Origin of the sequence: Streptomyces sp. P9-2B-2 (genome assembly GCF_030406865.1) — a bacterium.
GTDB lineage: Bacteria > Actinomycetota > Actinomycetes > Streptomycetales > Streptomycetaceae > Streptomyces > Streptomyces platensis.
In genome coordinates this window covers 2,479,437-2,494,811 of the sequence record NZ_CP129126.1, presented here as the reverse complement: position 1 = coordinate 2,494,811, position 15,375 = coordinate 2,479,437, and the positions used below count along the sequence as shown (strand labels likewise).

Sequence of the window (15,375 nt, the reverse complement as noted above, 5' to 3'; positions counted from 1 at the left end):
TCCGTAGTGGCAGGCCAGCACCCTGGATGGCTACGACTATGGGTGATCACATAGGGTGAAAAGAAAAACGGGAGGTTCGGCGTGTTCGTTGAACGGGCGCGCCTTGTCGACTTAGTGTCTCGTTCCAAAGGGACTATGGAAGCAAGGAACACAGGCACAGGTAACCCTAAACTTCAACGTTAGGGTTCGGGTCGGCGATACGAACCGTCCCATCGGCATCAGTCGGCGTCCACACGCAGTGCGGCGACGACACGTAACTCGAGGCGAGAGGCCTTCGACGTGGCAGCACCGCAGAACTACCTCGCAGTCATCAAGGTCGTCGGCATCGGCGGCGGTGGCGTGAACGCCATCAACCGGATGATCGAGGTCGGGCTCAAGGGCGTCGAGTTCATCGCGATCAACACCGATGCGCAGGCGTTGCTGATGAGCGACGCCGACGTCAAGCTCGACGTCGGCCGGGAAATGACGCGCGGACTCGGCGCCGGCGCCAACCCGGATGTGGGCCGCAAGGCGTCCGAGGACCACCGCGAGGAGATCGAGGAGGTCCTCAAGGGGGCCGACATGGTCTTCGTGACCGCGGGTGAGGGCGGCGGCACCGGCACCGGCGGCGCACCCGTCGTCGCCAACATCGCGCGCTCGCTGGGCGCCCTGACGATCGGTGTGGTCACCCGCCCGTTCACCTTTGAGGGCCGCCGTCGCGCCAACCAGGCCGAGGACGGCATCGCCCAGCTGCGCGAAGAGGTCGACACCCTCATCGTGATCCCCAACGACCGACTGCTGTCCATCTCGGACCGCCAGGTGAGCGTGCTCGACGCGTTCAAGTCCGCGGACCAGGTACTGCTGTCGGGTGTCCAGGGCATCACCGATCTGATCACCACCCCGGGCCTGATCAACCTCGACTTCGCCGACGTCAAGTCCGTGATGTCGGAGGCCGGCTCGGCCCTCATGGGGATCGGCTCGGCGCGCGGCGACGACCGCGCGGTGGCCGCAGCGGAGATGGCGATCTCCTCGCCGCTCCTGGAGGCGTCCATCGACGGCGCCCGTGGTGTGCTGCTGTCCATCTCCGGCGGCTCCGACCTCGGTCTCTTCGAGATCAACGAGGCCGCCCAGCTGGTCAGCGAGGCGGCACACCCGGAAGCCAACATCATCTTCGGTGCGGTCATCGATGACGCACTGGGCGACGAGGTCCGGGTGACGGTCATCGCCGCGGGCTTCGACGGCGGTCAGCCGCCGGCCCGCCGGGACAGCCAGTCCTCCGCACTGTCGGCCCCGAAGCGCGAGGAGCCCGCCCCGGCCCCGAGCCGTCCGGTGACTCCGCCGGAGCCGCGTTCGTCGTCCTTCGGCGGACTGGGTTCGGTGCCCGTACGGGACGAGGAGCCGGCATCCGCCGAGTCCTCCTCGCTGGGCGAGGTCCCGTCGTCCCCGGCGAGCGCTCCGCAGGTTCCCCCGGCCCGTCCGTACTCGGACTCGGCGGCCGAGGAACTGGACGTCCCCGACTTCCTGAAGTGACCGAAGCACTGAAGTGATAGGGCAACAGCACCACGAGAGCGGCGCGCACTTCGCCTTCACCGACAGGTGGGGCGGGGTGAGCGCCGCTCCGTACGATCAGCTCAACCTGGGCGGCGCGGTCGGTGACGACCCGCAGGCCGTGCACGCCAACCGGGCCCGCACCGCGGTGGAACTCGGTCTCGACCCGGTCGCCGTGGTCTGGATGAACCAGGTGCACGGCCGGGACGTCGCGGTGGTCGACGGGCCCTGGTGGCACGGCGACGACATCCCCGGTGTGGACGCGGTGGTGACGGAGCGCCGGGGCCTCGCGCTCGCGGTCCTGACCGCCGACTGCACCCCGGTCCTGCTCGCCGACCCGGTCGCCGGGATCGCGGGGGCCGCGCACGCCGGCCGGCCCGGCCTGGTCGCCGGGGTCGTCCCGGCGGTGGTCGAGGCGATGGTGAAGCGGGGCGCGGAGCCGGCGCGGATGATCGCGTACACCGGACCGGCGATCTGCGGGCGCTGTTACGAGGTGCCCGATCAGATGCGGTCGGATGTCGCCGCGGTGGTGCCCGAGGCCCGCGCGATGACCAGCTGGGGCACTCCCGCGGTCGACGTCACCGCGGGGGTGCGGGCCCAACTCGCCGCGCAGGGCGTGCTGGTGCGTGAAGATTCCCACATCTGCACCCGCGAATCCGCGGACCATTTCTCATATCGGCGCGACCGTACGACGGGGCGGCTCGCGAGCTATGTATGGCTCGGGGACACCCCCGGCCCGGGGCTGGGGGAGGCCACGCCGTGACGGAGGACCGCAAGACGCAACTGGCAGAGAACCTGGTGCAGGTGGAGGAACGTATCTCCGCCGCCTGCGCCAAGGCCGGCCGGCCGCGTGACGAGGTGAACCTGATCGTGGTCACCAAGACCTACCCCGCGAGCGATGTCCGGCTGCTCGCGGAGCTGGGGGTGCGGCAGGTCGCGGAGAACCGCGACCAGGAGGCGGCTCCCAAGGCCGCTGAATGCGCTGATTTGCCCCTTACTTGGCACTTCGTCGGTCAGCTACAGACCAACAAGGTGCGGTCCGTGGCCGGTTATGCCGGAATTGTTCAATCGGTCGACCGGGCCCGGCTCGTCACCGCACTCGACAAGGAGGCGGTGCGCACCGGGCGCGAACTGGGTTGCCTGATCCAGGTGGCACTTGACGCGGAGTCGGGTGTGCGGGGTGAGAGGGGCGGATTGGCACCGGACGGGGTCCCGGCGCTCGCCGAGCAGATCGCCGGCGCCCAAGGTCTGCGGCTGGACGGTGTGATGACCGTCGCGCCGCTGGCCGGGCCCTACGCGGGGCGTGAACTCGCGGCTTTCGAGCGGCTCATGGAAATCTCATCCGACCTGCGCGGGAACCATCCTGCTGCCAACATGGTGTCAGCAGGCATGAGCGCGGACCTCGAAGAGGCCGTGGCGGCCGGGGCGACACATGTGCGCGTCGGCACTGCGGTACTCGGAGTCCGACCACGGCTCCGGTAACGTCGCCAAGCAAGTCGGACCACAGCACAAAATATGGTCATTCCCGTAAAAAGCGGGGCAGGCCGAGTGGATCCAAGGCCCCTGGTGACGGAGCCGATCCACCACAGAGCGGAGGACGCAGAGAATGGCCGGCGCGATGCGCAAGATGGCGGTCTACCTCGGCCTCGTGGAGGACGATGGGTACGACGGCCGGGGGTTCGACCCCGATGACGAGTTCGAGCCCGAGCTTGACCCTGAGCCCGACCGCGGGCGGCGTCAACAGCACCCGGTGCAGGCCGAAATTCCCCCGGAACGGGAGGAACCCGTCCGTGTCGTGACGCCTCCGGCGCAACGTGAACCGGCCCCGCTTGCCGCGGAAAACGGACGACCCGCGCGAATCGCCCCCGTGGCATCCATCACACCCGACCGTCCGAATCTGGAGAAGAACGCACCGGTGATCATGCCCAAGGTTGTGTCCGAGCGGGAGCCCTACCGCATCACCACACTTCACCCCCGGACCTACAACGAAGCCCGTACCATCGGGGAACACTTCCGTGAGGGCACTCCGGTGATCATGAATCTGACGGAGATGGACGACACCGACGCGAAGCGACTTGTCGACTTTGCGGCCGGTTTGGTGTTCGGTCTTCACGGCAGCATCGAACGGGTGACGCAGAAGGTGTTCCTGTTGTCGCCTGCTAACGTCGATGTCACGGCGGAGGACAAGGCCCGTATCGCAGAGGGCGGGTTCTTCAACCAGAGCTGAGACGCAACACCGGGCACACCGAGGCCGTGAGGCCAACACAGGAGCAAGGCAAGGGGAGAGGGACAGCGCGAGATGAGTGTCTTTGGTCAGGTGATCTACATCGCGCTGTACTGCTTCCTGATCGTGTTGATCTTCCGGCTGGTGATGGACTATGTCTTCCAGTTCGCCCGTTCATGGCAACCCGGCAAGGCGATGGTGGTCATTCTTGAGGCCGCCTACACTGTCACTGATCCGCCACTCAAGCTTCTGCGGCGGGTCATTCCGCCGCTGCGTCTCGGGGGCGTGGCGCTCGACCTGTCCTTCTTCGTATTGATGATCATCGTGTACATCCTGATCACCGTCGTGAGGACGGTGTTGTTGGTGTGAACGATACGGTCTTGCCGATTGCCGACGACTACGTTGAGGTGAAGTAGAGATGCCGTTGACCCCCGAGGACGTGCGGAACAAGCAGTTCACGACCGTCCGCCTCCGAGAAGGCTATGACGAGGACGAGGTCGATGCCTTCCTCGATGAGGTCGAAGCCGAACTGACCCGGCTCCTGCGGGAGAACGAGGACCTTCGCGCCAAGCTGGCCGCTGCCACCCGCGCCGCCGCGCAGAACCAGCAGCAGCAGGGCCTGCGCAAGGGACCTGACCAGCAGCAGGAGCAGCAGCAGAGGCCCGGGGCCCCTGTGCCCGCCGCCATATCCGGTCCGCAGCCGGTGCCGCCGCAGCAGCAGGGGATGGGTGGACCTCCCCAACTGCCCGGTGGTGCACCTCAGCTGCCTCCCGGTCCCGGTGGCCACGGCCCCGGCCCGCAGGGCCCGCACGGCCCCGGTCCGATGGGCCCCGGCGGTCCGATGGGTGGCCCGATGGGCGGCCCCGGCGGACCGCAGCAGCTGCCCCAGGGCGGCCAGCAGGGTGGCCCCGGTGGTGACAGCGCCGCGCGCGTGCTGTCGCTGGCACAGCAGACCGCCGACCAGGCGATCGCGGAGGCCCGTTCCGAGGCCAACAAGATCGTCGGCGAGGCGCGCAGCCGTGCCGAGGGCCTGGAGCGGGACGCCCGCGCCAAGGCCGACGCGCTGGAGCGGGACGCGCAGGAGAAGCACCGCGTGGCGATGGGCTCGCTGGAGTCGGCCCGCGCGACGCTGGAGCGCAAGGTCGAGGACCTGCGCGGCTTCGAGCGCGAGTACCGCACGCGGCTGAAGTCCTACCTGGAGAGCCAGCTGCGTCAGCTGGAGAACCAGGCGGACGACTCGCTGGCCCCGCCGCGGACCCCGGCTGCCGCTCCCTCGCTGCCGCCGTCGCCGTCGATGGCGTCGGCCGGTGCGGGCGCCATGGGTGGCAACCACACCATGGGCGGCAACCAGTCGATGGGTGGCGGCAACCACTCCATGGCCGGTCCGTCCGGTGGCGGTCCGTCCTACGGCGGTCAGCAGCAGATGTCGCCGGCGATGACCCAGCCGATGGCTCCGGTGCGTCCGCAGAGCCCGCAGCCGATGCAGCAGACGCCGTCGCCGATGCGCGGCTTCCTGATCGACGAGGACGACAACTGACGTCCGCGTAGCGCGCACAGTCGGCAATCAGGGCCGGGCCCCGAAGGAACATTCCTTCGGGGCCCGGCCCTTTGTGTGGACTTGTGCGTGCGGTGCGGTGCGGTCAGTGGGGACGGCGGAGCCCCCCGGTGCGGTGGCGCCGGGGGGCTCTGTTGACGTCGCGGTGTCCGCGTGCGCGGTTACGCCTTGCGCAGCCGGAACGTGAGAGCCAGGCTCTCGTCGGTGAACGCGGAGCCGTAGGAGGCGTCGGCCTCGCCGGGGGCGAAGTCCGTGGCGAGCACCTCGTCGGAGATCAGGCCGGTGTGGTCGGTCAGCGCCGTGCGCACCTCCTCGTCGGTGGACTGCCAGCGCAGCGCGATCCGGTCGGCGACGTCGAGGCCGCTGTTCTTACGGGCGTCCTGGATCAGCCGGATCGCATCGCGGGCCAGGCCCGCCCGGCGCAGCTCCGGGGTGATCTCCAGGTCGAGGGCGACCGTCGCGCCCGCGTCGGAGGCCACCGACCAGCCCTCGCGCGGGGTTTCGGTGATGATCACCTCGTCGGGGGCGAGCGAGACGGTCTCGCCGTCCACCTCGACGCTCGCGGTGCCCTCGCGCAGGGCGAGCGAGAGGGCGGCGGCGTCCGCGGCGGCGACGGCCTTCGCGACCGCCTGGACGCCCTTGCCGAACCGCTTGCCCAGGGCCCGGAAGTTCGCCTTGGCGGTGGTGTCGACCAGGGAGCCGCCGACCTCCGACAGCGAGGCCAGCGAGCTCACGTTGAGCTCCTCGGCGATCTGCGCGCGCAGGTCCTCGGACAGGCCCGCGAAGCCGTGCGCCGCGACCAGCGCGCGGGACAGCGGCTGGCGGGTCTTGACGCCCGACTCGGCGCGGGTCGCCCGGCCCAGCTCGACCAGCCGGCGCACCAGCTGCATCTGGCCGGACAGTGCCGGGTCGATGAGCGTCCGGTCGGCGACCGGCCAGGTGGAGAGGTGGACGGAGTCCGGGGCGTCCGGGGTGACCGGGACGATCAGGTCCTGCCAGACCCGCTCGGTGACGAACGGGGTGAGGGGCGCCATGAGACGGGTGACGGTCTCGATGACCTCGTGGAGCGTACGCAGTGCGGCCGCGTCGCCCTGCCAGAAGCGGCGGCGGGAGCGGCGGACGTACCAGTTGGAGAGGTCGTCGACGAAGGACGAGAGGAGCTTGCCGGCGCGCTGGGTGTCGAAGGCCTCCAGCGACTCGGTGACCTGCTCGACCAGGCCGTTCAGCTCACCGAGCAGCCAGCGGTCCAGCAGCGGGCGGTCGGCGGGGGCCGGGTCGGCCGCGGAGGGCGCCCAGCCGGTCGTCCGGGCGTACAGGGCCTGGAAGGCGACGGTGTTCCAGTAGGTCAGCAGCGTCTTGCGGACGACTTCCTGGATGGTGGAGTGGCCCACCCGGCGGGCGGCCCAGGGCGAGCCGCCGGCGGCCATGAACCAGCGGACCGCGTCGGCGCCGTGCTGGTCCATGAGCGGGATCGGCTGGAGGGTGTTGCCCAGGTGCTTGGACATCTTCCGGCCGTCCTCGGCGAGGATGTGGCCGAGGCAGACCACGTTCTCGTACGAGGACTTGTCGAAGACGAGGGTGCCGACCGCCATCAGCGTGTAGAACCAGCCGCGGGTCTGGTCGATGGCCTCGGAGATGAACTGCGCCGGGTAGCGCTTCTCGAACAGCTCCTTGTTGCGGTACGGGTAGCCCCACTGCGCGAACGGCATCGAGCCCGAGTCGTACCAGGCGTCGATGACCTCCGGGACGCGGGTCGCGGTGCCCTGGCAGGTCGGGCAGGGGAAGGTGATCGCGTCGATGAACGGGCGGTGCGGGTCGAGGTCCGACTGGTCGGTGCCGGTCAGCTCGGTCAGCTCGGCGAGCGAGCCGACACAGGTGAGGTGGTCCTCCTCGCAGCGCCAGATGGGCAGCGGGGTGCCCCAGTAGCGGTTGCGGGACAGCGCCCAGTCGATGTTGTTGTTGAGCCAGTCGCCGAAGCGGCCGTGCTTGACCGACTCGGGGAACCAGCTGGTGTTCTCGTTCTCCCGGAGCAGGGCGTCCTTGACCGCGGTGGTGCGGATGTACCAGGACGGCTGGGCGTAGTAGAGCAGCGCGGTGTGGCAGCGCCAGCAGTGCGGGTAGCTGTGCTCGTACGCGAGGTGCCGGAAGAGCAGACCGCGGGCATCCAGGTCGGCGACCAGCGTCTCGTCGGCCTTCTTGAAGAACTGGCCGCCGATCAGGGCCAGTTGCTCCTCGAAGGTGCCGTCCGGGCGGACCGGGTTGATCACCGGGAGGTCGTACGCCTTGCAGGTCTTGAGGTCGTCCTCACCGAAGGCCGGGGCCTGGTGGACGAGGCCGGTGCCGTCGTCGGTGGTGACGTACTCGGCGTTGACGACGATGTTGGCGCCGTCGAGCTCGACGAGGCCGAAGGGGCGCTCGTAGGCCCAGCGCTCCATCTCGCGGCCGGTGAACGACTCACCGGTGGCGGTCCAGCCCTCGCCGAGGGCCTTCTCCAGCAGCGGCTCGGCGACGACCAGCTGCTCGGTGCCGTCGGTGGCGACGACATAGGTGACGTCGGGGTGCGCGGCGACGGCCGTGTTGGAGACCAGGGTCCAGGGGGTGGTCGTCCAGATGAGCAGCGCGGCCCGGCCGGCCAGCGGGCCGGAGGTCAGCGGCAGGCGGACGAAGACCGAGGGGTCGACGACGTTCTCGTAGCCCTGCGCCAGCTCGTGGTCCGACAGGCCGGTGCCGCAGCGCGGGCACCAGGGGGCGACGCGGTGGTCCTGGACCAGCAGACCCTTGCCGAAGATCTCCTTCAGCGACCACCACACCGACTCGATGTAGTCGGGGTCCATCGTGCGGTACGGGGCGTCCAGGTCGGTCCAGTAGCCCATACGGGTCGTGAGCTCGGCGAAGGCGTCGGTGTGGCGGGTCACCGACTCCCGGCACTTGGCGTTGAACTCGGCGATGCCGTACGCCTCGATGTCCTTCTTGCCGCTGAAGCCCAGCTCCTTCTCCACGGCCAGCTCGACCGGGAGGCCGTGGCAGTCCCAGCCGGCCTTGCGGTCGACGTGGTAGCCCTGCATCGTGCGGAACCGGGGGAAGACGTCCTTGAAGACGCGCGCCTCGATGTGGTGCGCGCCGGGCATGCCATTGGCGGTCGGGGGGCCCTCGTAGAAGACCCACTCGGGCCGTCCCTCGGACTGCTGGAGGGTGCGGGCGAAGACCTTCTGCTCCTGCCAGAACTCGAGCACGGCGTGCTCGAGGGCGGGGAGGTCTACCTGGGCGGGTACCTGGCGGTACTGGGGCTGCGGACTCATCGGGGGCTTCCTCCGGCGGACACCTGCTGCGTTCTCCGTCCGGAGGGACGAGAGCCTGGGCTCCCGCGGTACCACCCTCCTTGGCGGTGCCGTCGCACCGCCCCCTCATTGGGGTCGCGCTGCCGGTTCTAGTCGCCTTGGGCGGCCCGAGGTCCGTGGGTGGAACCCACTGTCCAAGCCCGTGGGCGGAGCCCACTGTCCAACGCTTTCTTCCGGCGGCTCCGGGGTGATCTTCACGTCGTGCACGCCCCCGGGCTTCCACCGTCCCCGGGTCGCTGCTGGCTGCGTACGGCGCTACTCGTCCCGTCAATGCCTCTCGCTGGGGCCAGTGTACGGGGCGGGGCCGACAGCGGCCGACCGGATTTCGGCGGCCGGGGCGGAGCCCGGGGCGGGGCGCCGTACGGGGGTGGTCCATACCGTCGCCGCGCCGCGCTCCCGACCTGCGCGATGACCCGAATGGCCGGCGGCCCGCCGCCCCTCCCACGGGCGGATTCGCCCCGCCGGGAAGCGGGCACAACCGAGACGAACCGCCCTGCCGGGCCAGGTGCCGGGGCGCGGAGGGCGGTGCGTCCCGTTGCCGCGTGGCGTGCGGCGATTTATCGTTCCCGTCACGATTCGCGAACAAAGTCACATATGTGAAGGGGTCGCGGCCATGGTGGCGAAAAAGACCGCCGCGGAGAAGAGCACGTCGCCTGCCGACGAGGCCGACGCGAAGCAGCCTCCAGCGAAGAGGACAGCTCCGAAGAAGGCCGCGGCCAAGAAGCCGGCGGCCGGTACGGCCGCGCCGGAGAAGGCGACGGCCCGGAAGGCGGCGCCCAAGCGGGCCGCCACGAAGAAGACGGCGGCGAAGAAGACGGTGGTGAAGAAGACGGCGGCGAAGAAGGCCGCGAAGAAGGCTCCGGCCAAAAGGGCCGCGGTGCCCGCGAAGAAGACGGGAGCCAAGACGGTGGTGGCGAAGAAGACTGCGGCCGCATCGGCCAAGGGACACGGCAAGGACTCCGCGGTGCCCATGGCCCGGGTGGCCGCGGCGCCGGGCGAGCTCGCCGTACGGCCCGGCGAGGACCCCTGGACGCCCGAGGAGGTCGCCGCCGCCCGGACCGAGCTGATGGACGAGACGGCCCGGCTGCGGCTGGAGATCGTCTCGGCCGAGGACGCCATCGCCGGGCTGATGCGTGACTCCGGGGACGGTGCGGGCGACGACGAGGCCGACACCGGCAGCAAGAACATCACCCGCGAACACGAGCTGGCGCTCGCCTCCAATGCCCGCGAGATGCTCCACCAGACCGAACGGGCACTCGGCCGGCTGGACGCGGGAACCTATGGGCTGTGCGAGAACTGTGGCAACCCCATCGGCAAGGCGCGGATGCAGGCCTTCCCGCGCGCCACGCTGTGCGTGGAGTGCAAGCAGCAGCAGGAGCGCCGCTGACCCGGCCGGCCGGTGGCGCGGACGGCACCCGTGTCGCCCGCGCCCGCACGGGTGTGCCGTACTCTCGTGGTTCAGCCGGGCACGGCCCGGCCGGGGATACATCGGGCTGAGGGACTCACACGTGGCAGAGGCGGAACGCATCACCGGTACGCCGGAACCCGAGCCGGGTACCGGAGCGGAACCCACAACGGGGTCCGAAGGGGGAGGTCCGGTGCAGCCGGAGCAGGGCAAGGGCCGCGGTAAGCGGCGGATCGTCGCGCTGCTGCTGGTCGCGCTCCTCATCTACCTGCTCGACCTGGGCAGCAAGCTCCTCGTGGTCGCGAAGCTGGAGCACCATGCGCCCATCGAGGTGGTGGGGACGCTGCTGCGGCTCACGGTGATCCGTAACCGCGGTGCCGCGTTCGGCATCGGCGAGGCGCTGACGATCTTCCTCACCATCATCGCGACGGTGGTGGTCCTGGTGATCTTCCGGATCGCCCGCAAGCTCTACAGCCTGCCCTGGGCCATCGCGCTCGGGCTGCTGCTCGGCGGTGCCTTCGGCAATCTCACCGACCGGATCTTCCGCGCGCCGGGCGTCTTCGAGGGTGCGGTGGTCGACTTCATCGCCCCGGCGCACTTCGCGGTCTTCAACCTCGCCGACTCCGCGATCGTCTGCGGCGGCGTGCTGATCGTGATCCTGTCCTTCCGGGGGCTGGACCCCGACGGGACCGTACACAAGGACTGATACCCCGCGGCGGGGCCGGCCGGGGCAGGAGCCGTTGGTGGTGCCGGTCGACGGGCCCTGCCCGGGGCCGGGCCCCGGCCCCGGGCAGGACACCATGGCGGGACTGCCATACTCGTGGGGTGAGCACCATTCCCGAGATCCGCACCCTGCCCGTACCGGACGGCCTGGAGGGCGAGCGCGTCGACGCCGCGCTCGCCCGGATGTTCGGCTTCTCCCGTACGAAGGCGGCCGAACTCGCCGCCGCCGGAAAGGTCCGGGTCGACGGATCCGAGGTGATGAAGTCGGAGCGGGTGCACGGCGGCGCGTGGCTGGAGGTCGAGATGCCGCAGGCCGCGCCGCCCGTCGAGATCGTCGCCGAGCCTGTCGAGGGCATGGAGATCGTCCATGACGACGACGACATCGTGGTGATCATGAAGCCCGTCGGGGTCGCCGCCCACCCGAGCCCCGGCTGGACCGGAACCACCGTCATCGGCGGCCTGGCCGCGGCTGGCTACCGCATCTCCACCTCCGGCGCCGCCGAGCGCCAGGGCATCGTGCACCGCCTCGACGTCGGCACCTCCGGTCTGATGGTCGTCGCCAAGTCCGAGCGCGCCTACACCCTGCTCAAGCAGCAGTTCCGCGAGCGGACGGTCGACAAGCGCTACCACTCGCTGGTCCAGGGCCACCCGGACCCGATGAGCGGCACCATCGACGCCCCCATCGGCCGCCACCCCCAGCACGACTACAAGTGGGCGGTCACCGCCGAGGGCAAGCCGTCGGTCACGCACTACGACCTGATCGAGGCGTTCCGGGCGGCCAGCCTGCTCGACATCAAGCTGGAGACCGGCCGCACCCACCAGATCCGGGTACACATGGCCGCGCACCGCCACCCCTGCGTCGGCGACCTGACCTACGGCGCGGACCCCACGCTCGCCAAGCGGCTGGGCGTCGGGCGGCAGTGGCTGCACGCGGTCCGGCTGGGCTTCGAGCACCCCTCGGACGGCCGCTGGGTCGAGTTCGAGAGCGGTTACCCGGACGATCTTCAGCACGCCCTCGACACCGTCCGGGACGAGAGCGGCTGACGCGGCCGCCTCCGGGGCGCCGACACGGCGGTCATCCGGCGGCTTCATGGCAGGCTGGGGGCGGAACATGACCGGATCCGACCCCGGAGCGTCGCCACCGTGGATCAGCTGGCTCTTGTGCTCGTCCTGCTGCTCGGAGCCGTGGTCATGGTTCCGGTCGGCGACCGGCTGCGGCTCCCGTCACCGGTGCTGATGACGCTCGCCGGCGCCGTCCTGGCGCTGCTGCCGTTCGTGCCCAACGTCGAGGTGCCGCCCGAGTTCATCCTGCCGGTGGTGCTGCCGCCGCTGCTCTACGCGGCCGTTCAGCGCACCTCCTGGCGGCAGTTCACCGCCAACCTCCGGCCGATCTTCCTGCTCGCCGTGGCGCTGGTCTTCGCCACCACCGCCGCCGTCGCCGCGGTCGCCCAGGCGGTGGTGCCCGGGATGCCGGTGGCCGCCGCGGTGGTGCTCGGCGCGCTGGTGGCACCGCCCGACCCGGTCGCCGCGACCGCCGTGGCCGGAAAGCTAGGGCTGCCCCGCCGGCTGGTCTCCATCCTGGAGGGCGAGGGGCTGTTCAACGACGTCACCGCGATCGTGCTCTACCACGTCGCCCTCGCCGCGGCGATCAGCGGCAGCTTCTCGGTATCCGCCGCGATCGGCTCGCTGGTGCTGTCCGCCGTGGTGGCCATAGCGGTCGGCCTGCTGCTGGGCTGGGTCACCAACAAGCTGATGGGGCTGCTGGGTGACCCGACGCTCCAGATCGGCCTGACGCTGCTGGTGCCGTTCGTCGCCTACGTCCTGGCCGAGGAGTTCCACGGGTCCGGTGTGCTCGCGGTGCTGACCTGCGCGCTGTTCCTGGCCGAATACGCGGTCGACGCGGACGATGTGATGGGCCGGCTGGCCGGCTACACCTTCTGGGAGGTCGTCGACACCCTCGTCACCGGCGTCGCCTTCGGGCTGATCGGGCTGGAGCTGCACAACATCTTCGGGGCCGCCTCGCACCGCTGGGGTCAGCTGCTCGGGGCCGGTGCCGCGGTCGTCGGGGTGGTCGTCGGCGTCCGGCTGCTGTGGCTGCTGCCCGCCGCCTGGCTGGCCAAGCGGATGCACAAGCTCCGCGACTACGACGAGGAGATCCCGATGAGCTGGCGGGAGACGCTCATCATGTGGTGGTCGGGGATGCGCGGAGTGGCCTCCGTGGCGCTGGCGCTGGCCATCCCCTTCAGCATCGACGGCGGCAACGGCTTCCCCGCCCGTGACGACATCCTCTTCATCGCCTTCGCGGTGGTGCTCAGCACCCTCCTCGTCCAGGGCCTCACCCTGCCCTGGCTGGTGCGCAGGCTGCGGGTGCGGGCCGACACCGACGCCGTCGACGCGCTGGAGCGGGAGCTGGCGCTCCGGGTGATCAAGGCGTCCAAGCGGCGGCTGAAGGAGATCCTGGAGGTCGAGGAGCTGCCCGAGGAGGTCAGCGACCAGCTGGCGCGCCGGGCGTACGACATGGGCGCCCGGATCGCGCCGGACATCGTCGACGACGAGCGGCGCGAACTCTTCGAGCGGCGCATCTCCCGGATGAAGAAGGTGCACCGCATCCAGGGCGAGATGCTCTCGGCCGCCCGGCACGAGGTGCTGGCCGCGCGCAGCGAGCCGGGCACCGATCCGGAGATCGTCGACCGGGTGCTGCGGCATCTGGACGTGCGCAGTCTGCGGCACACGCCCTGACGCGGCGGCGCGGCCGGGCGGCCGCGCCGGTCAGCCCTTCGGCAGCTGCCGGGCGTCCGGCTCCTCGCCGTGCCGCGCCTCCGGGACCCCGAGCGGGGCCGGTGCGGTGCTGATCCGCGGCAGCGCGTAGGCGTGCTCGGTGCGCAGCCACTCCAGCATCCGCTCGCGGACCTCGCAGCGGACCGTCCAGAGGGTGTCCGCGTCCCGGGCGGTGACCAGCGCCCGCACCACGATCGTGGACGGGGTGGTCTCGGTGACCACCAGGCTCCAGGACCGGCCGTCCCAGTCCGGGCACTCCTGGAGGATTTCCAGCAGCCGCTGGCGCATCTTCTCCACCGGCGCGCTGTGGTCGAGATGGAACAGGACCACGCCGGTCATCTGCGCCCCGCCACGCGACCAGTTCTCGAACGGCTTGCCGGTGAAGTACGACACCGGCATGGTGATCCGGCGCTCGTCCCAGGTCCGTACGGTCAGAAAGGTCAGCGTGATCTCCTCGACGGTGCCCCATTCGCCGTCCACGACCACGGTGTCCCCTATCCGCACCATGTCACCGAAGGCGATCTGAAGCCCCGCGAAGAGGTTGCCGAGGGTGGACTGGGCGGCGATACCGGCGACGATGCCGAGCAGTCCGGCGGACGCCAGCATGGACGTGCCGACCGCCCGCATCTCCGGGAACGTCAGCAGCATCGAGGCGGCCGCGACAACGATCACCACGGCCGTCACCACCCGCTGGATCAGCGTCACCTGGGTGCGCACCCGCCGCACCCGCGCCGCGTCCCGGCCGCTCGCCGCGTAGCGCGAGTACGACGACTCGACGATCGCCGCCGCGGCCCGGACCACCAGCCAGGCGGTGGCCGCGATCAGGACCAGGGTCAGCGCCCGGCCGATGCCCGCCTCGTGCTCCTCGGCGACCTTCAGCCCCGACTCGTCGAACGAGCCGCGCAACAGGGCCGTGCACAGCGCCACTTGCAGCGGTATCCGGCAGCGGCGCAGCAGCCCCCACAAGGGCGTTTCCGGGTGGGCGGCGTCGATCCGGCGCAGGGCGCGGTCGGTGAGCCAGACCAGGACGAGGGTGAGGACGATCGAGCCGCCGATGACGACGATCGGACGCAGCACGGCCTCCAGGGACACGGTGTTCCTCCTTGCTGTGGTGCGTGCGGTGTGCTCCTGCCGGTCCTTCCGACCGTAGCTGGCACGATGGGGGCAGTGCGATCCAACTCCAGGGAAGTGATGTCAGTGCCGGCCTCGACCGAGTCCTCGACCAGCGGGCTTTCGACGATTGTCCTGTTTCATTCGGTATGCGGGCTGCGTCCCGCGGTGCATGCCGCGGCGGACCGGCTGCGGGCCGCGGGACACGAGGTGATCGTCCCCGATCTGTTCGACGGCCGGACCGCGGAATCGGTGCCGGACGGCATTCTCATCAAGGACGAGATCGGCAAGGAGGAGCTGCTCAAGCGGGCCATCACGGCCGCGGCGCCGTACTCCGACCGCGGGCTGGTCTACGCCGGCTTCTCCTTCGGCGGCTCGGTCGCCCAGAATCTCGCGCTGGGCGACGAGAAGACCCGCGGGCTGCTCCTGCTGCACGGCACCTCGGACATCGCGGAGGACACCACCGCCGACGATCTGCCGGTGCAGCTGCATGTCGCCGACCCGGACCCGTACGAGCCGCACGACTGGCTGAACGCCTGGTATCTCCAGATGCGCCGGGCCGGCGCGGACGTAGAGGTCTTCCGCTACGCCGGCGCCGGCCACCTGTTCACCGATCCGGAGCTGCCCGACTACGACGCGGAGGCCGCGGAGCGCGCCTGGAAGGTGGCGCTGGGCTTCCTCGCCGGGCTGTGAACCGGGCGGCCGGCGCCGCGCG

General features: G+C 70.5%; 13 protein-coding genes. 11 read left to right on the top strand and 2 right to left on the bottom strand.

Annotated elements, in window-relative coordinates:
* Positions 1 to 279 precede the first annotated feature (279 nt).
* From ftsZ to QT196_RS10805, 6 genes are all read left to right on the top strand, one after another.
* Positions 280 to 1,509, top strand: a complete 1,230-nt coding sequence (ftsZ, locus tag QT196_RS10830) for a cell division protein FtsZ (protein WP_290354816.1) — start codon at positions 280 to 282, stop codon at positions 1,507 to 1,509.
* A gap of 13 nt (positions 1,510 to 1,522) precedes the next feature.
* Positions 1,523 to 2,290 carry a peptidoglycan editing factor PgeF gene (gene pgeF, locus QT196_RS10825; RefSeq protein ID WP_290354815.1) on the top strand — a complete coding sequence of 256 codons (768 nt, stop codon included), beginning with the start codon at positions 1,523 to 1,525 and terminating at the stop codon, positions 2,288 to 2,290.
* Positions 2,287 to 3,009 (top strand): YggS family pyridoxal phosphate-dependent enzyme, encoded by a 723-nt coding sequence (locus QT196_RS10820; protein WP_290354814.1) that lies wholly within the window; start codon positions 2,287 to 2,289, stop codon positions 3,007 to 3,009. Before pgeF ends, QT196_RS10820 begins: the two co-directional genes overlap by 4 nt.
* Positions 3,010 to 3,133: 124 nt before the next feature.
* The gene (gene sepF / locus QT196_RS10815; protein ID WP_168478671.1) at positions 3,134 to 3,754 is read left to right on the top strand and encodes a cell division protein SepF; all 621 of its coding nucleotides are present in this window, start codon (positions 3,134 to 3,136) and stop codon (positions 3,752 to 3,754) included.
* Positions 3,755 to 3,826: 72 nt separating this feature from the next.
* Positions 3,827 to 4,120, top strand: a complete 294-nt coding sequence (locus QT196_RS10810) for a YggT family protein (RefSeq protein ID WP_085924893.1) — start codon at positions 3,827 to 3,829, stop codon at positions 4,118 to 4,120.
* A 49-nt stretch (positions 4,121 to 4,169) separates the two neighbouring features.
* Positions 4,170 to 5,288, top strand: a complete 1,119-nt coding sequence (locus QT196_RS10805; RefSeq protein ID WP_168478670.1) for a DivIVA domain-containing protein — start codon at positions 4,170 to 4,172, stop codon at positions 5,286 to 5,288.
* A 179-nt stretch (positions 5,289 to 5,467) separates the two neighbouring features.
* Here the strand turns inward: QT196_RS10805 and ileS are convergent, their stop codons facing one another.
* Positions 5,468 to 8,605, bottom strand: a complete 3,138-nt coding sequence (gene ileS, locus QT196_RS10800; RefSeq protein WP_168478669.1) for an isoleucine--tRNA ligase — start codon at positions 8,603 to 8,605, stop codon at positions 5,468 to 5,470.
* Positions 8,606 to 9,257: 652 nt separating this feature from the next.
* Between ileS and QT196_RS10795 the strand changes: the two genes are divergently transcribed.
* The 4 genes from QT196_RS10795 to QT196_RS10780 all read left to right on the top strand — a co-directional run bounded on the left by QT196_RS10795 (position 9,258) and on the right by QT196_RS10780 (position 13,511).
* The gene (locus tag QT196_RS10795; RefSeq protein WP_290354813.1) at positions 9,258 to 10,031 is read left to right on the top strand and encodes a TraR/DksA C4-type zinc finger protein; all 774 of its coding nucleotides are present in this window, start codon (positions 9,258 to 9,260) and stop codon (positions 10,029 to 10,031) included.
* A 121-nt stretch (positions 10,032 to 10,152) separates the two neighbouring features.
* Positions 10,153 to 10,755, top strand: a complete 603-nt coding sequence (lspA, locus tag QT196_RS10790; RefSeq protein ID WP_290354812.1) for a signal peptidase II — start codon at positions 10,153 to 10,155, stop codon at positions 10,753 to 10,755.
* A gap of 119 nt (positions 10,756 to 10,874) precedes the next feature.
* Positions 10,875 to 11,816, top strand: a complete 942-nt coding sequence (locus QT196_RS10785; RefSeq protein WP_168478666.1) for an RluA family pseudouridine synthase — start codon at positions 10,875 to 10,877, stop codon at positions 11,814 to 11,816.
* Between the two features lie 99 nt (positions 11,817 to 11,915).
* Positions 11,916 to 13,511, top strand: coding sequence for a Na+/H+ antiporter (locus QT196_RS10780; protein WP_168478665.1), 1,596 nt, complete (start codon positions 11,916 to 11,918; stop codon positions 13,509 to 13,511).
* A 30-nt stretch (positions 13,512 to 13,541) separates the two neighbouring features.
* Here the strand turns inward: QT196_RS10780 and QT196_RS10775 are convergent, their stop codons facing one another.
* Positions 13,542 to 14,636 carry a mechanosensitive ion channel domain-containing protein gene (locus QT196_RS10775; RefSeq protein ID WP_290356636.1) on the bottom strand — a complete coding sequence of 365 codons (1,095 nt, stop codon included), beginning with the start codon at positions 14,634 to 14,636 and terminating at the stop codon, positions 13,542 to 13,544.
* 105 nt (positions 14,637 to 14,741) lie between these two features.
* Between QT196_RS10775 and QT196_RS10770 the strand changes: the two genes are divergently transcribed.
* Entirely contained in the window at positions 14,742 to 15,353 is a 612-nt protein-coding gene (locus QT196_RS10770) for a dienelactone hydrolase family protein (RefSeq protein WP_211117575.1), read from the top strand.
* The last annotated feature ends 22 nt before the right edge of the window (positions 15,354 to 15,375 follow it).